The following is a 14,554-nucleotide window of genomic DNA, read 5'->3' as shown; positions in this document are numbered from 1 at the left end:
ATTTCTCACTCATAACGCAAGGCCTGCGCCGGCTGCGTGCGCGAGGCGCGCCAGGCGGGATAGAGGGTGGCGAGCAGCGCGAACACGAAGGTCAGCAGCGCGGTCCAGCCCACGTCCTGCCAGTCCAGCCGGCTCGGCACCTCGCTGATGTAATAGACGTCCGGCGACAGGAAGGTGACGTGGAAGGTGTGCTCGATCCACTTGACGATGCCCGGCAGTTTCCACGACAACAGCGCGCCGAAGCCCACGCCGAAGCCGATGCCGACGAAGCCCACCAGCAGGCCCTGCACCATGAAGGTGCCCATGATGCTGCGGGGCGTGGCGCCGAGCGTGCGCAGGATCGCGATGTCCGCCTGCTTGTCGGTGACCAGCATCATCAGCATCGAGATCAGGTTGATCACCGCCACCAGCACGATCAGTGACAGGATGATGAACATCACCAGCTTTTCCATCGACAGCGCATGGAACAGGTTGGCGTTCTCGTCCATCCAGGTGCGCACGCCGTAGTACTGCCCCAACTGACTGGCCAGTTCGCGCGCCACCGGGCGCGCGCTGAACAGATCGTCCAGGCGCAGCCGGATGCCGGTCGGACCAGTGAGATCATTGAGTTTCTCGGCATCGCGCATGTTGACCAGGGCCAGGCCGGAATCGAACTGCTCCATGCCGAGCTGGAACGTGCCGGTGACGTGGAAGCTGCGCATGCGCGGGATGCCGCCCATCGGCGTGGCGCGCAACTCCTGCACCGCCATGGTGACGCGGTCGCCCACCCCCACCCCGAGCTGCATCGCCAGATCGCGGCCCAGCACGATGTTCCAGTCGCCGGAACGCAGGTCGTCGAGCGAGCCTTCGATCATGTGCTGGCCGATGTCGACAACCTTCGGCTCCTGCGCCGGGTCGATGCCGCGCACCCGCACGCCGGCCGAGCGCTGGCCGATCAGCATGGCCTCGGATTCGACGAACGGCGCCGCGCCCAGTACGTGCGGATTGGCCTGGGCGACCTGCAGCGCGCGCGGCACGTCCTTGATCGGGCCGTCGACGCTGGTGATCGTCGCCTGCGACACCGCACCCAGGATGCGCGAGCGCATCTGGTAGTCGAAGCCGTTCATCACCGACATCACCGTGATCAACGCGATCACGCTGATCGCAATGCACACGATCGACACGGTGGAGATGAAGGAGATGAACTGGTTGCGACGTTTGGCGCGCGTGTAGCGCAGGCCGATGAAGAGTTCGAGCGGTCGGAACATGGGCGATTCGCTTGTGGTGATGGCACGGGGCGGGCCGCCCGGACCGGCATTATCGGTCATTCGACAAGACCGCGCCGATTCGACGAAGTTGCCTCACCAGCGCGGCAGCGCCTCACCCGGCTGCATCGTCGCCAGGCGCATGCGCAGGCGACGGCGGATGTCGGCGTCGCTGTTGTCCGGCGCCAGCAGCAGCACGCAGATGCCGTGCTGCGCCGATTGCATGCGCAGCCACACCAGATCGCCCAGCACGCGGAACGAAGCCAGGCTGGCGGGATGATCCTCGCCGTCCGCGGTGCGCAGGGTCCAGCCCGACTCTGCGCTCCAGCCGGCGGCAGCCACGACAGTCATCGCCAATCGGCGACACGCCTGCCAGGCCGCCAGTGCCAGCGCAACCACCGTCACCGCGCGCAGCCAGGGCGGCAAGGCGCTGACCAGCACGGCGATCGCGGCGAGTGTCGCCACCAGCAGCAGGTAGCGCGGCAGCAGCCGCGACGGGGAATAATCAAAGCCGATGGCGGGCGCGGATGTCATCGATGATGATCTGCCAGTCGGCTCTGTCGGGACGGGCGTGGCCCATCATCCAGTCCCACAGCTCCGGGTCCTGCGTGTCGAGCAATTCGTCGAACGCCTGCCGCTGTGCCTCGTCGGCCTGCTCGAAACGCTCGTCGAGCCAGCCGCCCAGCATGGCATCCAGTTCGCGCGTGCCGCGGCGGGCACGCCAGCGCAGGCGGCCCTTATCCACGACGCATCATGCGCTGCGCCGCTCCACCATCAGCTTCTTGATCTCGGCGATCGCCTTGGCCGGGTTCAGCCCCTTGGGGCAGGTGCGGGTGCAGTTCATGATGGTGTGGCAGCGGTACAGCTTGAACGGGTCTTCCAGGTCGTCCAGGCGCTCGCCGGTGGTTTCATCGCGCGAGTCGACGATCCAGCGGTAGGCCTGCAGCAGGATTGCCGGACCGAGGTACTTGTCGCCATTCCACCAGTAGCTGGGGCAGCTGGTGGAGCAACAGGCGCACAGGATGCACTCGTACAGGCCATCGAGCTTCTTGCGATCTTCCGGCGACTGCAGGCGCTCCTTGCCCGGCGCCGGGCTTTGCGTGCGAATCCACGGCTTGATCGAGGCGTACTGCGCGTAGAAATGGGTGAGGTCCGGGATGATGTCCTTGACCACGGGCATGTGCGGCAACGGGTAGATCTTCACGTCGCCGCTGGCGACGCTGTCGATCGCGCAGATGCACGCCAGCGTGTTGGTGCCGTCGATGTTCATCGCGCACGAGCCGCAGATGCCCTCGCGACAGGAACGGCGCAACGATAGCGTCGGGTCGATCTCGTTCTTGATCTTCAGCAGGGCGTCGAGAACCATCGGACCGCATGCGGCCAGATCGATCTCGTAAGTATCGATGCGCGGATTCTTGTCGTCGTCCGGTGACCAGCGATAGATGCGGAAGGTGCGCGGCTTCTTCGCATCCTTGGCCGGGTAATGCTTGCCGGGCTGGATCTTGGAGTTCCGTGGCAGCGTGAATTCACCCATGGCATTGCCCTTCCATATTCTCGAAAACGGGACGTGACATCGAACGCAACGACTCAGTAGACGCGCTTGGCCAACGGGACCGAAGCCACCTCGTCGGTCAAGGTGTCCAGGTGCACCGGACGATAGTCGAAGCGGGTGGCACCTTCGCGGTCGACCCACACCAGCGTGTGCTTGAGCCAGTGCTCGTCATCGCGCTCCGGGAAATCCTCGCGGGCGTGCGCGCCACGGCTCTCCGGCCGCTGCGCGGCCGAGTGCATGGTCGCCACCGCCTGCTCGAGCAGATTGGCGAGTTCCAGCGTCTCGATCAGATCGGTGTTCCACACCAGCGAACGATCGCTGACCTTGACGTCCTCGAACGTCTTGAACACCTCGGAGATCTTCTGGCTGCCTTCGTCCAGCGTCTCGCCCGTGCGGAACACCGCACCGTAGCGCTGCATCGTGCGCTGCATGTTCAGCCTGATCGCCGCCGTGGGCGTGCTGCCGTTGGCGTTGCGCAGGCGGTCGAAGCGCTCCAGCGCCTTGTCCAGCGCGGTGGCGGGCAGATCCTTGTGCGGCGTGCCGGGCTGGATGATCTCGGCGCAACGATGCGCCACGGCACGACCGAACACGACCAGGTCGAGCAGCGAGTTGGAGCCCAGCCGGTTGCCGCCGTGCACCGACACGCACGCCGCTTCGCCGATCGCGAACAGCCCGGGCACCACGGCATCCACGTCGTCGCCGCGCTTCTGCACGACTTCGCCGTGGTAGTTGGTGGGGATGCCGCCCATGTTGTAGTGGACGGTCGGCAACACCGGGATCGGCTGCTTGCTGACATCGACTCCGGCGAAGATGCGCGCCGACTCGGCGATGCCGGGCAGCCGCTCGTGGATCACCTCGGGGCCGAGATGCATCAGGTTGAGGAAGATGTGGTCCTTGTGCTCGCCGACGCCGCGGCCCTCGTTGATCTCGACCGTCATCGCGCGACTGACCACGTCGCGCGAGGCGAGATCCTTCGCATGCGGCGCGTAGCGCTCCATGAAGCGCTCGCCCTCGGAGTTGGTGAGGTAGCCGCCCTCGCCGCGCACGCCCTCGGTGATCAGGCAGCCGGCACCGTAGATGCCGGTGGGATGGAATTGCACGAACTCCATGTCCTGCAGCGCCAGGCCCGCGCGCAGCACCATGCCGCCGCCGTCTCCGGTGCAGGTGTGGGCCGAGGTGGCGCTCAGGTAGGCCCGACCGTAACCGCCGGTGGCCAGCACCACCGCGTGGCCACGGAAGAAATGCATGGTGCCTTCGTTCATGTCCAGCGCCAGCACGCCGCGGCACACGCCCTCGGCGTCGAACACCAGGTCGATCGCGAAGTACTCCACGAAGAAGGTCGCATCGTGCGCAAGCGCCTGCTGGTACAGGGTGTGCAGGATCGCGTGACCGGTGCGATCGGCGGCCGCGCAGGTGCGCTGCGCCGTGCCCTTGCCGTAGTGCGTGGTCATGCCGCCGAACGGACGCTGGTAGATCCGGCCGTCCTCGGTGCGCGAGAACGGCACGCCGTAATGCTCGAGCTCGATCACCGCTTCGGGCGCGTGCTTGCACATGTACTCGATCGCGTCCTGGTCGCCGAGCCAGTCGCCGCCCTTCACGGTGTCGTAGAAGTGGAAGCGCCAGTTGTCCTCGCTCATGTTGCCGAGCGCGGCGGCGATGCCGCCCTGCGCCGCCACGGTGTGCGAACGCGTCGGGAAGACCTTGGTGATGCACGCCGCCTTGAGACCCTTCTCGGCGAGACCGAAGGTGGCGCGCAAGCCGGCGCCGCCGGCGCCGACCACGATCACGTCATAAAGATGCTGCTGAACCTTGTAGCTTTCCATGGAATCCCGGCCTCGCGTTTTCGTCTCAGGGGGTCAGCGCCACGCGCAACACGGCCAGCACGCCAGCCAGTGCGCCCAGCACCGCGAGGAACTTGATCGCCACGAGCAGCACGACCTCCTTCCAGCGGGTGTGCACGTAATCCTCGACCACCACCTGCAAGCCCAGCACGGCATGCCAGAACATGGTCAGCACGAACACCATCAGCAGCAGCGCATTCCACGGCTTGGCCACCGTCGCGCGCGCCGCCGCGTAATCCGCGTGCAGCAGGCCGAGCACGGTGATCACGAACCAGATGCCCAGCACCACCAGCGCGGCCGCAGTCAACCGCTGCACCCACCAGTGCTCCACGCCGGATTTCGCCGAACCGAGTCCGCGGGCGAGTTTCATCGGATTGCGCAGCTGGCTGCGCACGTCGTCGGTTCCCACACGCAGGTTCATGCCGCACCTCCGGCCATCATTACCCAGGCCCAGGTCGCAGCGGTCAGCACGATGCTGCCGGCCACCGACAGCCAGCTCGAACGCACGAACTGGGGAATCTCGTAACCGAGTCCGGCATCCTGGATCAGGTGCCGGATGCCGTTGCAGAGGTGATAGAACAGCGCCCAGCTCCAGCCGAACAGCAGCACCATCCCGACCGGGCTGCCGATGATGCCCTTGAAGCGGTTGAAGCTATCTTCGCCGGCGGCAAGCTGCAGCAGGCCGCAGACCACCAGCAAGCCGCCGACCGCGAGGGCGATGCCGGTGGCGCGATGCGTGATGGAGGTCATCATCTGCACCTGCTTGCGGTAGATCTGCAGATGCGGGGAAAGCGGTCGTTGCTTCTCTGCCATGGCGGCTATCCTCTGTGGAATCGCTGATATCCCTGCTGCATTCGCCCCTTGATGCCGCGCCCCGTGCCGGGCGCTCCCGCTCAGAAGTCGATGCAGCGCCCGTTCTTTTCCCAGTCGCCGTAGCGCGTGGGGTCCGGAGCCGGACGCTCCAAGGCTGCCTTGTCGGGCGGCGGATCGGCCGGCTTGGCGGTCGTCTCCGGCTTGACGGGGGCAGGCGTGGTTTCGATGGGGACTGAGGTATTGGACATGGTGTTTGTCAGCCGCTGAAGATTAATACTTGCCCCCGGACAGCACAACCATCGGCCCGCAGGCGCCGCACCGCATGGCGGCCATGCTACTCACTTGCGCAACGGCGCGACCGCCCCAAACTTCTCACACCATGCACGCATCCCCGATCGCCGAAACACTGTTGCTCGAAGGTCCCGATGCAGGCGCATTCGCGCACGCGCAATTCAGCAGCAAGGTGGATGGCCTTGCCGTGGGCCGCTGGCAATTCAGCGCCTGGCTGGATGCGAAAGGTCGCGTGCGTGCGCTGTTCCACCTGGCGCGGCTGGAAGAACAACGCTACCTGTTGCTGTTGCGCGGCGGCGACGCCGCGGCGATGGTGGAGGCGCTGCAGCGATTCGTGTTCCGCTCCCGGGTCCGGCTGACCGCGCTGCCGGCGCGCGGTTTGAGTACCGGCCCCGCGCAACCGTTGCATGTGATGACGATGGAAGGCGACGCCGTTTCGCTGGGTTGCGGCTCGCATGCGCTGCTCGTTTCCGCGACCGCTTCCACGGACGACGCATGGCGCGCGCTGCAGTTGCGCGACGGTTGGCCGTGGCTGCCGGCGCCGATGCTCGGAACGTCGTTGCCCGCTGCGCTGTCGCTGCAGCGGCTCGACGCGGTGGCTGTCGACAAGGGCTGTTATCCCGGCCAGGAAATCGTGGCGCGACTGCATTTTCGCGGTGGCCACAAGCGCCACCTGCACCGCGGCACGACGTCGCAGCCGGTGCAGGCCGGCGACGCGTTGCGCATCGACGATCGCGAGGTCGGTTGCGTGCTGGATGTCGTCGACGGCGACGGCGCGTCCGACGTGCTGCTGGTGCTGGACGACGACATTGCCGCACAACTTCGCGCAGGCGCTACGCCGTCATTCCAGCGTGCACTTGCATTGACGCTGCAGACGTCATGGTCCGCATGAACATGACGTGCAGACACGCGGGGATTTTTTCGCGATGGCACTTGTCAACGACACGTGAGTGCAAGTTAAATCCGCCCATCGCGGCACTTGCCAGCGGCGCTTCCCGCCACTAGGCTCCGCCGATCGAATATCGCGGCACCCGGTACACGGGGTGTCGATTGACGCGACGAACCGGATGAATCCGTATCGGCGCGACCCGGCAGCAGCAATGCCGGATGAGAACAGGCCTTGCCATCCTTCGAGGCAAAGCCGCCGGAAGCAACGCGACGCCCGCATGACGGCACCGTTCCCGGCACAACCCTTCCGGCCGGCTTCGCAGAGCCGCTCGAATCGCCACAATCCCGTGGCACAGCGCCTTGGCCACAAGTTTCGGCCCGGGCGACAGATCCAGGTGGAACGGCCTGCCCGCCCGTCCACCGCAACGGCGCAAGAAGCCGAGACGGCTTCGCGCGTACAGCACGTTGGAGGCAGAACATGAAACTTTCCCTGCTGTTGTGGCTGACGACACTGATGCCCCAGCCGGTAGCTGACCAGGCCTGCCTGGCCACGACCGTCTATCTCGAAGCACGCAGCCAGCCTACCGACGGCCAGCTGGCGGTGGCCGAGGTGGCGCTGCGCCGGCGCGATCGCGGGCATTACGGCGATACCGTGTGCAAGGTGGTCACGGCACCGCACCAGTTCGCCACCACCACCACGTCCGGATCATTCGAGATCAGCAACCTCCCCGCCTTCGTGAAGGCGTGGGACGTCGCCGGAAACTCGATCCACAACTGGCAGCTGCCGCTGGCGCAGCGTCGCATGCTGGTGCCGCACGCCGATCACTTCGCGACCACCACGATCTCCCCCTCGTGGTCGCACAACCGCCCCAGCGTGACGATCGGCGACCACGCCTTCTACGCAGTGAACTGAGCGGAAGGTATCGCAGACACAGAAAAGGCCACCTTCCGGTGGCCTTTTCTTTTGGACGTCCAGACGTCCGTATGTCAAGGACGATCAGCGCGGGTAGACGTGATCGCCGCGCACCTCGACGTAGTCGCCCTGGCGCAGGCCGGGGTTCTCGCGCTGGGTCACGGTGGCGTAGCGTCCGTCGTCCAGACGGACAACGATGCGCCAGGCCACCTTGTCGGCACCGCTGCGCTTGCCGACCTGGTTGCCGACCACGCCGCCGGCCACCGCGCCGGCCACGGTCGCGGCCTTGCGGCCATCGCCCTTGCCGACCTGGTTGCCGAGCACGCCGCCGGCCACCGCGCCGATGATCGCACCCAGCGTGCCACCGTTGCCGCTGTTCTCCAGATACACCTGCTGAACCTCCTGCACCACGCCGCAGGTGTTGCAGCGAACCGGCTGGTTGCCGTAAGCCGACGACTGGCCTCCGTAGTAGCCGTTGTTGCTGTTGCCGTAAGGCTGGGTCGCGCAACCGGCGAGGGCGAGGCCCGTCGTCATCGATGCGGCCAGTGCAAGTTTTGCAATGCGTGCAGTCATCAGGTGCTCCTGTGGGGTGAATGAGCTCAATGAGCGTCGGATACCACGGTCACGCCTTCCTTCACCTCAACGCGATCACCGGGGTCGTGATCCATGCGGACCGTACGGGTGACGCCGTCGTAGACGTAGCGGACGTCGTAGCCCACGATCTTGCTGCTGGTGTTGTTGACCGTGTCGCAGCGGCGTTCGACGCTGGTGGTGACCTGCCCCTTCTGGTGCGCCGCCTCGATCCGGTTGCCGGCGTAGCCGCCGCCGACCGCGCCGGCCACGGTGGCCAGTGTCTTGCCCTTGCCGCCGCCGACCTGGTTGCCGACCAGGCCGCCGACCACCGCGCCGATCGCCGTGCCAGCGATGCGATGCTGGTCCTTCGGCGGTGCGGTGTGCGTGACGGTCTCGTCATGGCAGACCTGCTTGGGGTTGTTCACCGTCGTGCGCACCGGGTCGACGGAGACGACCTTGCCGTACTTCACCCCGGCATCGGCGCTCGCGGCCATGCCGTCCGCACCGGTCGAGCCGGCGTCCGCACTGCGGTTGCAGGCAGATACTCCCGTCACCAGCGCCGCGGCGATCGCCGCCTTGAGTACATTGACCATCAACGTGTTCATCACTTCCTACTCCTCTGTTTGAGCGCAGCCTACCGCCCGGGATGTGCAGCGGACGTAACAACCTGCGCAGTCAATTGAACCGATGCCAGACTGAATCGCAGCTAGCTCGAAGTTATGACATGGTTTTCACGCACTTGCCGTGCAGTCGCGCCCACATTCACGGATATTCCCCATGCAACTGCTCATCGACAGCCACGTGCATCTCGACCTGGAGGCGTTCGAGGCCGACCGCGCCGCGGTCATCGCGCGCGCCGAAGCGGCCGGCGTTGGCCAACTGGTGGTCCCGGCCACCGACGCCGAAAGCTGGCCGCGCATCCATGCCCTGTGCGACGACCGACCCGGCATCCATCCCGCCTATGGCCTGCATCCGCTGTTCATGGACCGCCATCGGCCCGAGCACCTGGAGCGCCTCGGCGACTGGCTGGGCGATCACCCCGCGGTCGCCGTGGGCGAGATCGGCCTGGACTACCACGGCGCGGGGTCCGATCGCGACCTGCAGCAACGCTTCTTCGAAATCCAGCTGCGGCTGGCGCGCGAACTCGATCTGCCGGTCATCGTGCACGCACGCCAGGCACTGGAAGAGGTGAGCCTGAGCCTGCGCCGCTGCCCCGGCGCGCGCGGCGTGGTGCACAGCTTCTCCGGCAGCGAACAACAGGCAGCAAAGCTGTGGGACATCGGCTTCCACCTGGGCATCGGTGGCCCGGTGACCTACGAACGCGCGCAGCGCCTGCGGCGCATCGTTGCCGCCATGCCGATCCAGTTCCTGCTGCTGGAAAGCGACGCGCCGGACCAGCCCGACGCCGGCCACCGCGGCCAACGCAACGAACCGGCGCGACTGGTCGAGATCCTGCGCTGCGTGGCCGAGCTGCGCGGCGAGAGCGAGCAGCACGTGGCGCAAGCCACCTCCGCCAATGCCCGCCGCCTGTTCGGCCTCGACCGGAACCCGTGACAATCGTCACTTGCCCCGGGCCATCGGCGCCTGCTAATTTACTTCACTGGTGAATTATAAATCAGTGAAATGGCGACTCTCGCAAACTGCATCGCGATGATGGACGAAGGCATCGACCGGGTCGGCCAGCTCGTCCCGCAGATGCCCGTGGCGGAAGCGCGGATGTGCCGGCTCATGCTGATGCTCGGTGCCACCATCGACCGCGAGCTGGAGGCGAAGCTCAAGCCGAACAAGCTCAACCACAGCGAGTTCCTGACCCTGATGATCCTGTACAGCCGGCCGGACGGCAGTTCCACGCCGGGCGAGCTGTGCGAGTTCACCACCCAGGGCGCCACCAACATGACGCGCATCGCCAATGCGCTGGTCAAGCGCGCCCTGATCACCCGCGGCAGCAGCAAGGAGGATCGCCGCCGCGTACTGATCCGCATCACCCCTGCCGGCCGGCGCTTCGTGCAGAAGATGCTGCCGCCGATGTTCCCGCAGGTGGGCGCCATGTTCGGCGGCTTCAGCGCCGGCGACATGCGTCAGTTCGACCGGCTGCTGCGCAAGCTCGCCGCCAATCTCGACCAGTTGGGCGAACAGCGCCTGCCATGAAGGATTCCCGCATGAAGCACGCCTTGCCGGGCGGACGCGCGATGCTCGCCGCCCTGATTGTCCTGACCCTGGCCGCCTGCGCTGCACCGGCCAGGCTGCTGGCACCGGACCTGCGCGGCGACGTGCCGCTGGCCGGGCTGCAGGCGCCCGAGCGCGCCGGCTGGCCCGCGGCGCAGTGGTGGCGGCAATACCACGATCCGCAGCTGGACAACCTGATGGATAGCGCCACCCGCCAGTCGCCGGACCTCGCGATGGCGCAGAGCCGGGTGGCCCAGGCGGAGCAGTCGGCGAGGCTGGCAGCGGCGCAGCTCGGGCTCTCGGTGAACGGCAGCGCGCAGGTGGCGCGGCAACGGCTGAGCGACCACGGGCTGATCCCGAGCCAGTTCCTCGGCTTCAGCTGGTACAACCAGGCCGACCTCGGTGCGCAGCTCAAATACGACTTCGACTGGTGGGGCAAGAAGCGCGCCACGCTGGAAGCAGCGCTCGACCAGGCACACGCGGCCGAAGCGCAGCGCAGCGCCGCGGCACTCGCACTGCAATACGCCGTGGCCGATACCTACTTCGGCTGGCAGGCCGACCAGGCGCGCCTGCAGTTGGCCGATCAAGCGCTCGCCACGCAGCAGCAGTTCAGCCGCATCGCCGATCTGCGCGTCAAGCAGGGCGTGGACTTGCCGGACGAAGCGCAGAAGGCGCGCGCGCAACTGGCCGCCGTGCAGGAAATGCGCGTGACGCTGGAAGGCTCGGCGAAGATCCGCCGCGTGTCGCTCGCCTCGCTGCTCGGCGTGGCACCGGAACAGCTGCCCGAGCTGCAACCGAGACCGCTGCCGCGCGTCGACGAGGGCATTCCCGCCAACGCCGCGCTGGACCTGATCGCGCGCCGCCCGGACATCGCCGCCAGCCGCTGGCAGGTCGAAGCCGCGCTGCGCCAGACCGACGCCGCCCGCGCCGAGTTCTTCCCGGATTTCAGCATCAGCGCGATGGCCGGGTTGTCGAGCATCGACCTGGGCAAGCTGTTCACCGCCGGCAGCCGCACGTTCTCGCTGGCCCCGGCGCTGCACTTGCCGATCTTCAATGGCGGCGCGCTGAAGGCGAACTACGGTGTGAGCCAGGCCCAGCTCGACGCGGCAATCGCGCAGTACGACAGCACGGTGCTGGGTGCCGCCCGTGAAGTCGCCACGCAGGCGCTCGGCGCACAACAGATCGCCGCGCGGCGCGTGGTCCAGCGCACCCGCGTGGATGCGCAGCGGCAACTGCTGGCCAACGCGCAGGCGCGCGCCGCCCAGGGCGTGCGCGACGCCCGCGAGAGCCTGGTGGCCAAGGCGCAATGGCTGCAGCAGCGCGACGCGGCCGTGCAGTTGCAGGCGCAAGCCGTGGCGACCGACCTCGCGCTGGTCAAGGCGCTGGGTGGCGGCTATCGCGACGCCTCCGTCGCCGACCGCAACGCCGATGCCACCTCTTCCGTTACCGCTGGAGCCCGCCCATGAGCACCACTGAAACCGACCGGTCGTCTGTCGACGCCAACGACAGCGGCATGGCCGCGAAGGACCCGGCCAAGCGTCGGCGCGCGCTGCTGATCGTGGCCGCCGCGTTCATCCTCGCCGGGCTCGCCTGGTTCGCGCTGTGGTTCTTCGTGTTCTCCACCCGGGTCAAGACCGACAACGCCTACGTCGGCGGCAACCAGGTGGCCATCTCGGCCCAGGTGCCCGGCACGGTGGTGGCGATCCTCGCCGACGACACCCAGCGCGTCGAAGCCGGCCAGGTGCTGGTACGGCTGGACCCCACCGACGCCAAGGTGCGCCTGGAACAGGCACGCAGCGCACTGGCCCAGGCCGTGCGCGGCGTGCGCCAGCAAACCAGTTCGGCCAGCAGCGCCGACGCCCAGGTCGACGCAGCCAGGCTCGCGCTGCAGAAGGCCGACGCCGACCTCAAACGCCACCTGCCGCTGCTGGCAGCGCACGCCGAATCGCCAGAAATCGTGCAGCACCTGCGCGACGGCGTGGCGCAGGCGCGCGCCGCGCTGGCCGGCGCGCAGGCCCAGGCAGCCGCGGCGCATGCGGCAATCGAAGGCACCGACGTGGCGCGCAACCCGGGCGTCATGCAGGCCCGCGCGAATTTCAGCGCCGCGTGGATCGCCGCCCAGCGCAACGCGATCTACGCACCGGTCTCCGGCTACGTGGCGCAGCGCAGCGTGCAGTTGGGCAACAGCGTGCAGCCCGGGCAGCAATTGATGACGGTGGTGCCACTGCACGATCTGTGGGTGGAGGCCAACTTCAAGGAAAGCCAGTTGCGCCACATCCGCATCGGCCAGCCGGCGACGGTCGTCTCCGATCTCTACGGCGACGACGCGGTGTTCCACGGCAAGGTGATCGGCCTGGGCGCCGGCACCGGCAGCGTGTTCTCGCTGTTGCCGGCGCAGAACGCCACCGGCAACTGGATCAAGGTGGTGCAGCGCGTGCCGGTGCGCATCTCGCTGGACAACGCCGAGCTGGACAAGCATCCGCTGCGGGTGGGCCTGTCCAGCGAGGTCACCATCGACATCACCGACGACAAGGGCAGCGTGCTGGCCGCCACCCCGGCGCAGCAGCCGGTGGCGCAGACCGACGTCTATACCCAGATGGCCGCCAAGGCAGACGCCGAGGCCGAGCAGGTCATCCGCGCCAACCTGCCGCGCGACGCCCGCTGAGTCGAGCCGATGGCCGCCACGCCCGACGACACCACGCCCCTGAAGCCGCTGCAAGGCGGCGCCCTGGTCCTGCTGACCATCGCGGTCGCCTTCAGCACCTTCATGGAAGTGCTGGACATGACCATCGTCAACGTCTCGGTGCCGCACATCGCCGGCAGCCTCGGCGTGAGTCCCAGCGAGGGCACCTGGACGATCAGCTCCTACGCGCTGGCCAGCGCGATCATGCAGCCGCTGACCGGCTGGCTGGCGCGACGCTTCGGCGAGGTGCGCACCTTCATCAGCTCGGTGACGCTGTTCGTGCTGTTCTCGATGCTCTGCGGCATGGCTACCAGCATGCCGATGCTGGTGATCTGCCGCCTGCTGCAGGGCGCGGGCTCCGGCCCGATGGTGGCGCTGTCGCTGGCCCTGCTGCTGTCGAGCTACCCGAAGGCGAAACAGGGCATGGCGCTGGCGCTGTGGGCAATGACGGTAGTGGTGGCGCCGATCTTCGGCCCGATCCTCGGCGGCTGGCTGACCGACAATTTCTCGTGGCCGTGGATCTTCTACATCAACGTGCCGGTGGGTGCGCTGGCCGCGTTGATTACCTGGGCGCTGCTGCACAAACGCGAGACGAAAACCTTCAAGATGCCGATCGACGTGATCGGGCTGGTGCTGCTGGTGGTCGGCGTGGGCGCGCTGCAGTTCATGCTGGACAACGGCAACGACCACGACTGGTTCGCCTCGCCGATGATCCTGACCCTGGGCATCATCGCGCTGGTCTGCCTCACCTTCCTGATCGTGTGGGAGCTGCACGCCAGACATCCGGTGGTCGAACTGGCGCTGTTCAAGCGGCGCAACTTCACCGTGGCCGTGGTGGCGCTGTCGCTGGGCATGATGGCGTTCTTCGGCATCAATGTGGTGTTTCCGCTGTGGCTGCAGATCGACCTCGGCTACACCGCCACCTGGGCCGGCCTGGCCAGCGCGCCGGTGGGCGTGCTGGCGTTCCTGATGGCACCGGTGATCGGCGCCAACATCCAGCGGCTGGAGCTGCGCGCGGTGGTGACGTTCGCCTTCATCGTGTTCGCGGTGACCTCGTTCTGGTTCGCCAGCTTCGACAGCTCCGCCTCGTTCGGCACCCTGGTGCTGCCGCGCTTCGTGATGGGCATCGGCATCGCCTGCTTCTTCATCCCGCTCAACCAGATGTACCTGTCCGGCCTGAACCCGGACCAGGTCGCCAGCGCCTCGGGCCTGGCCAACTTCTGCCGCACGCTGGCGTCGAGCGTCTCGACCGCGGCCACGGTGACGCTGTGGCAGCATCGCGGCGAATACCACCATGCCGTGCTGACCGAACACATCACGCCGGCGGCGCCCGCCGCGACCAGTTTCCTGCAGCACCTGGAGCACGGCGGCTTTTCCATGCGGCAGGGGCTGGATGTGGTCGACCAGTTGATCACCCGCGAGGCGCTGACCTTGTCGGTCAATGACGTCTACCTCGTTTGCGCCGTGCTGTTCCTCGCCATGATCCCGCTGCTGTGGCTGGCGCGCCCGCCGTTCGGCAATGCCGGCGGTGCCCCGGGGCACTGAAACAGGCGGATTTGCTGCGCCCGGATGCCGCAGCATGAAACGGCG

General features: G+C 67.2%; 17 protein-coding genes. 7 read left to right on the top strand and 10 right to left on the bottom strand.

All coding sequences use genetic code 11. The features are described from left to right. Positions 1-5: 5 nt before the first annotated feature. From ACVCMB_RS01685 to ACVCMB_RS01650, 8 genes are all read right to left on the bottom strand, one after another. Positions 6-1,247: a lipoprotein-releasing ABC transporter permease subunit gene (locus tag ACVCMB_RS01685; RefSeq protein ID WP_395117968.1), complete on the bottom strand. Its 1,242-nt coding sequence runs from the start codon at positions 1,245-1,247 to the stop codon at positions 6-8. Between the two features lie 93 nt (positions 1,248-1,340). Further along, a complete protein-coding gene (locus ACVCMB_RS01680; RefSeq protein WP_447105986.1) occupies positions 1,341-1,778 on the bottom strand; it encodes a protein YgfX in 438 nt (145 codons plus the stop codon). Beyond that, entirely contained in the window at positions 1,750-1,932 is a 183-nt protein-coding gene (locus ACVCMB_RS01675; protein ID WP_395121375.1) for an FAD assembly factor SdhE, read from the bottom strand. Before ACVCMB_RS01675 ends, ACVCMB_RS01680 begins: the two co-directional genes overlap by 29 nt. 63 nt (positions 1,933-1,995) lie before the next feature. Continuing rightward, a complete protein-coding gene (locus ACVCMB_RS01670; protein WP_395117964.1) occupies positions 1,996-2,778 on the bottom strand; it encodes a succinate dehydrogenase iron-sulfur subunit in 783 nt (260 codons plus the stop codon). 53 nt (positions 2,779-2,831) lie between these two features. Then, positions 2,832-4,619, bottom strand: a complete 1,788-nt coding sequence (sdhA, locus tag ACVCMB_RS01665; protein ID WP_395117962.1) for a succinate dehydrogenase flavoprotein subunit — start codon at positions 4,617-4,619, stop codon at positions 2,832-2,834. Positions 4,620-4,644: 25 nt separating this feature from the next. Then, the gene (gene sdhD / locus ACVCMB_RS01660) at positions 4,645-5,058 is read right to left on the bottom strand and encodes a succinate dehydrogenase, hydrophobic membrane anchor protein (protein WP_447105985.1); all 414 of its coding nucleotides are present in this window, start codon (positions 5,056-5,058) and stop codon (positions 4,645-4,647) included. Then, positions 5,055-5,450, bottom strand: a complete 396-nt coding sequence (gene sdhC, locus ACVCMB_RS01655) for a succinate dehydrogenase, cytochrome b556 subunit (protein WP_395117958.1) — start codon at positions 5,448-5,450, stop codon at positions 5,055-5,057. Before sdhC ends, sdhD begins: the two co-directional genes overlap by 4 nt. Before the next feature lie 80 nt (positions 5,451-5,530). Further along, positions 5,531-5,698: a DUF1674 domain-containing protein gene (locus ACVCMB_RS01650; RefSeq protein ID WP_395117956.1), complete on the bottom strand. Its 168-nt coding sequence runs from the start codon at positions 5,696-5,698 to the stop codon at positions 5,531-5,533. Between the two features lie 131 nt (positions 5,699-5,829). Here ACVCMB_RS01650 and ygfZ point away from each other — a divergent pair, with 131 nt between their 5' ends. After that, positions 5,830-6,633 (top strand): CAF17-like 4Fe-4S cluster assembly/insertion protein YgfZ, encoded by an 804-nt coding sequence (gene ygfZ, locus ACVCMB_RS01645; protein ID WP_395117954.1) that lies wholly within the window; start codon positions 5,830-5,832, stop codon positions 6,631-6,633. A gap of 474 nt (positions 6,634-7,107) precedes the next feature. Further along, the gene (locus ACVCMB_RS01640; RefSeq protein WP_395117952.1) at positions 7,108-7,542 is read left to right on the top strand and encodes a cell wall hydrolase; all 435 of its coding nucleotides are present in this window, start codon (positions 7,108-7,110) and stop codon (positions 7,540-7,542) included. Positions 7,543-7,626: 84 nt separating this feature from the next. Here ACVCMB_RS01640 and ACVCMB_RS01635 read toward each other — a convergent pair whose 3' ends face one another. Further along, a complete protein-coding gene (locus ACVCMB_RS01635; protein WP_447100524.1) occupies positions 7,627-8,115 on the bottom strand; it encodes a glycine zipper 2TM domain-containing protein in 489 nt (162 codons plus the stop codon). 26 nt (positions 8,116-8,141) lie between these two features. Next, the gene (locus ACVCMB_RS01630) at positions 8,142-8,720 is read right to left on the bottom strand and encodes a glycine zipper 2TM domain-containing protein (protein ID WP_395117948.1); all 579 of its coding nucleotides are present in this window, start codon (positions 8,718-8,720) and stop codon (positions 8,142-8,144) included. Between the two features lie 172 nt (positions 8,721-8,892). Here ACVCMB_RS01630 and ACVCMB_RS01625 point away from each other — a divergent pair, with 172 nt between their 5' ends. The 5 genes from ACVCMB_RS01625 to ACVCMB_RS01605 all read left to right on the top strand — a co-directional run bounded on the left by ACVCMB_RS01625 (position 8,893) and on the right by ACVCMB_RS01605 (position 14,509). Then, on the top strand, positions 8,893-9,669 hold the full coding sequence (locus ACVCMB_RS01625; protein WP_395117947.1) for a TatD family hydrolase: 777 nt from the start codon (positions 8,893-8,895) through the stop codon (positions 9,667-9,669). A 69-nt stretch (positions 9,670-9,738) separates the two neighbouring features. After that, positions 9,739-10,263 carry a MarR family winged helix-turn-helix transcriptional regulator gene (locus ACVCMB_RS01620; protein WP_447099119.1) on the top strand — a complete coding sequence of 175 codons (525 nt, stop codon included), beginning with the start codon at positions 9,739-9,741 and terminating at the stop codon, positions 10,261-10,263. A gap of 11 nt (positions 10,264-10,274) precedes the next feature. Further along, positions 10,275-11,747 carry an efflux transporter outer membrane subunit gene (locus ACVCMB_RS01615; protein WP_447105984.1) on the top strand — a complete coding sequence of 491 codons (1,473 nt, stop codon included), beginning with the start codon at positions 10,275-10,277 and terminating at the stop codon, positions 11,745-11,747. Then, positions 11,744-12,946 (top strand): HlyD family secretion protein, encoded by a 1,203-nt coding sequence (locus ACVCMB_RS01610; protein WP_395117941.1) that lies wholly within the window; start codon positions 11,744-11,746, stop codon positions 12,944-12,946. The genes ACVCMB_RS01615 and ACVCMB_RS01610 overlap by 4 nt, the downstream gene beginning before the upstream one ends. Before the next feature lie 9 nt (positions 12,947-12,955). Then, positions 12,956-14,509, top strand: coding sequence for a DHA2 family efflux MFS transporter permease subunit (locus ACVCMB_RS01605; protein WP_395117939.1), 1,554 nt, complete (start codon positions 12,956-12,958; stop codon positions 14,507-14,509). Positions 14,510-14,554: the final 45 nt, after the last annotated feature.

This window comes from Rhodanobacter sp. UC4443_H10, assembly GCF_052978325.1.
This window is presented reverse-complemented; position numbering and strand designations above follow the sequence as displayed.

Bases quoted from the DNA above. Each gene is read 5' to 3' on its own strand.
- sdhC (WP_395117958.1), bottom strand. From the start codon at position 5,450: ATGGCAGAGAAGCAACGACCGCTTTCCCCGCATCTGCAGATCTACCGC.
- ACVCMB_RS01670 (WP_395117964.1), bottom strand. From the start codon at position 2,778: ATGGGTGAATTCACGCTGCCACGGAACTCCAAGATCCAGCCCGGCAAG.
- ACVCMB_RS01620 (WP_447099119.1), top strand. From the start codon at position 9,739: ATGGCGACTCTCGCAAACTGCATCGCGATGATGGACGAAGGCATCGAC.
- ACVCMB_RS01650 (WP_395117956.1), bottom strand. From the start codon at position 5,698: ATGTCCAATACCTCAGTCCCCATCGAAACCACGCCTGCCCCCGTCAAG.
- ACVCMB_RS01630 (WP_395117948.1), bottom strand. From the start codon at position 8,720: ATGAACACGTTGATGGTCAATGTACTCAAGGCGGCGATCGCCGCGGCG.
- ACVCMB_RS01610 (WP_395117941.1), top strand. From the start codon at position 11,744: ATGAGCACCACTGAAACCGACCGGTCGTCTGTCGACGCCAACGACAGC.
- ygfZ (WP_395117954.1), top strand. From the start codon at position 5,830: ATGCACGCATCCCCGATCGCCGAAACACTGTTGCTCGAAGGTCCCGAT.
- ACVCMB_RS01635 (WP_447100524.1), bottom strand. From the start codon at position 8,115: ATGACTGCACGCATTGCAAAACTTGCACTGGCCGCATCGATGACGACG.
- ACVCMB_RS01675 (WP_395121375.1), bottom strand. From the start codon at position 1,932: ATGCTGGGCGGCTGGCTCGACGAGCGTTTCGAGCAGGCCGACGAGGCA.
- ACVCMB_RS01625 (WP_395117947.1), top strand. From the start codon at position 8,893: ATGCAACTGCTCATCGACAGCCACGTGCATCTCGACCTGGAGGCGTTC.
- ACVCMB_RS01680 (WP_447105986.1), bottom strand. From the start codon at position 1,778: ATGACATCCGCGCCCGCCATCGGCTTTGATTATTCCCCGTCGCGGCTG.
- ACVCMB_RS01605 (WP_395117939.1), top strand. From the start codon at position 12,956: ATGGCCGCCACGCCCGACGACACCACGCCCCTGAAGCCGCTGCAAGGC.
- ACVCMB_RS01640 (WP_395117952.1), top strand. From the start codon at position 7,108: ATGAAACTTTCCCTGCTGTTGTGGCTGACGACACTGATGCCCCAGCCG.
- sdhD (WP_447105985.1), bottom strand. From the start codon at position 5,058: ATGAACCTGCGTGTGGGAACCGACGACGTGCGCAGCCAGCTGCGCAAT.
- ACVCMB_RS01685 (WP_395117968.1), bottom strand. From the start codon at position 1,247: ATGTTCCGACCGCTCGAACTCTTCATCGGCCTGCGCTACACGCGCGCC.
- ACVCMB_RS01615 (WP_447105984.1), top strand. From the start codon at position 10,275: ATGAAGCACGCCTTGCCGGGCGGACGCGCGATGCTCGCCGCCCTGATT.
- sdhA (WP_395117962.1), bottom strand. From the start codon at position 4,619: ATGGAAAGCTACAAGGTTCAGCAGCATCTTTATGACGTGATCGTGGTC.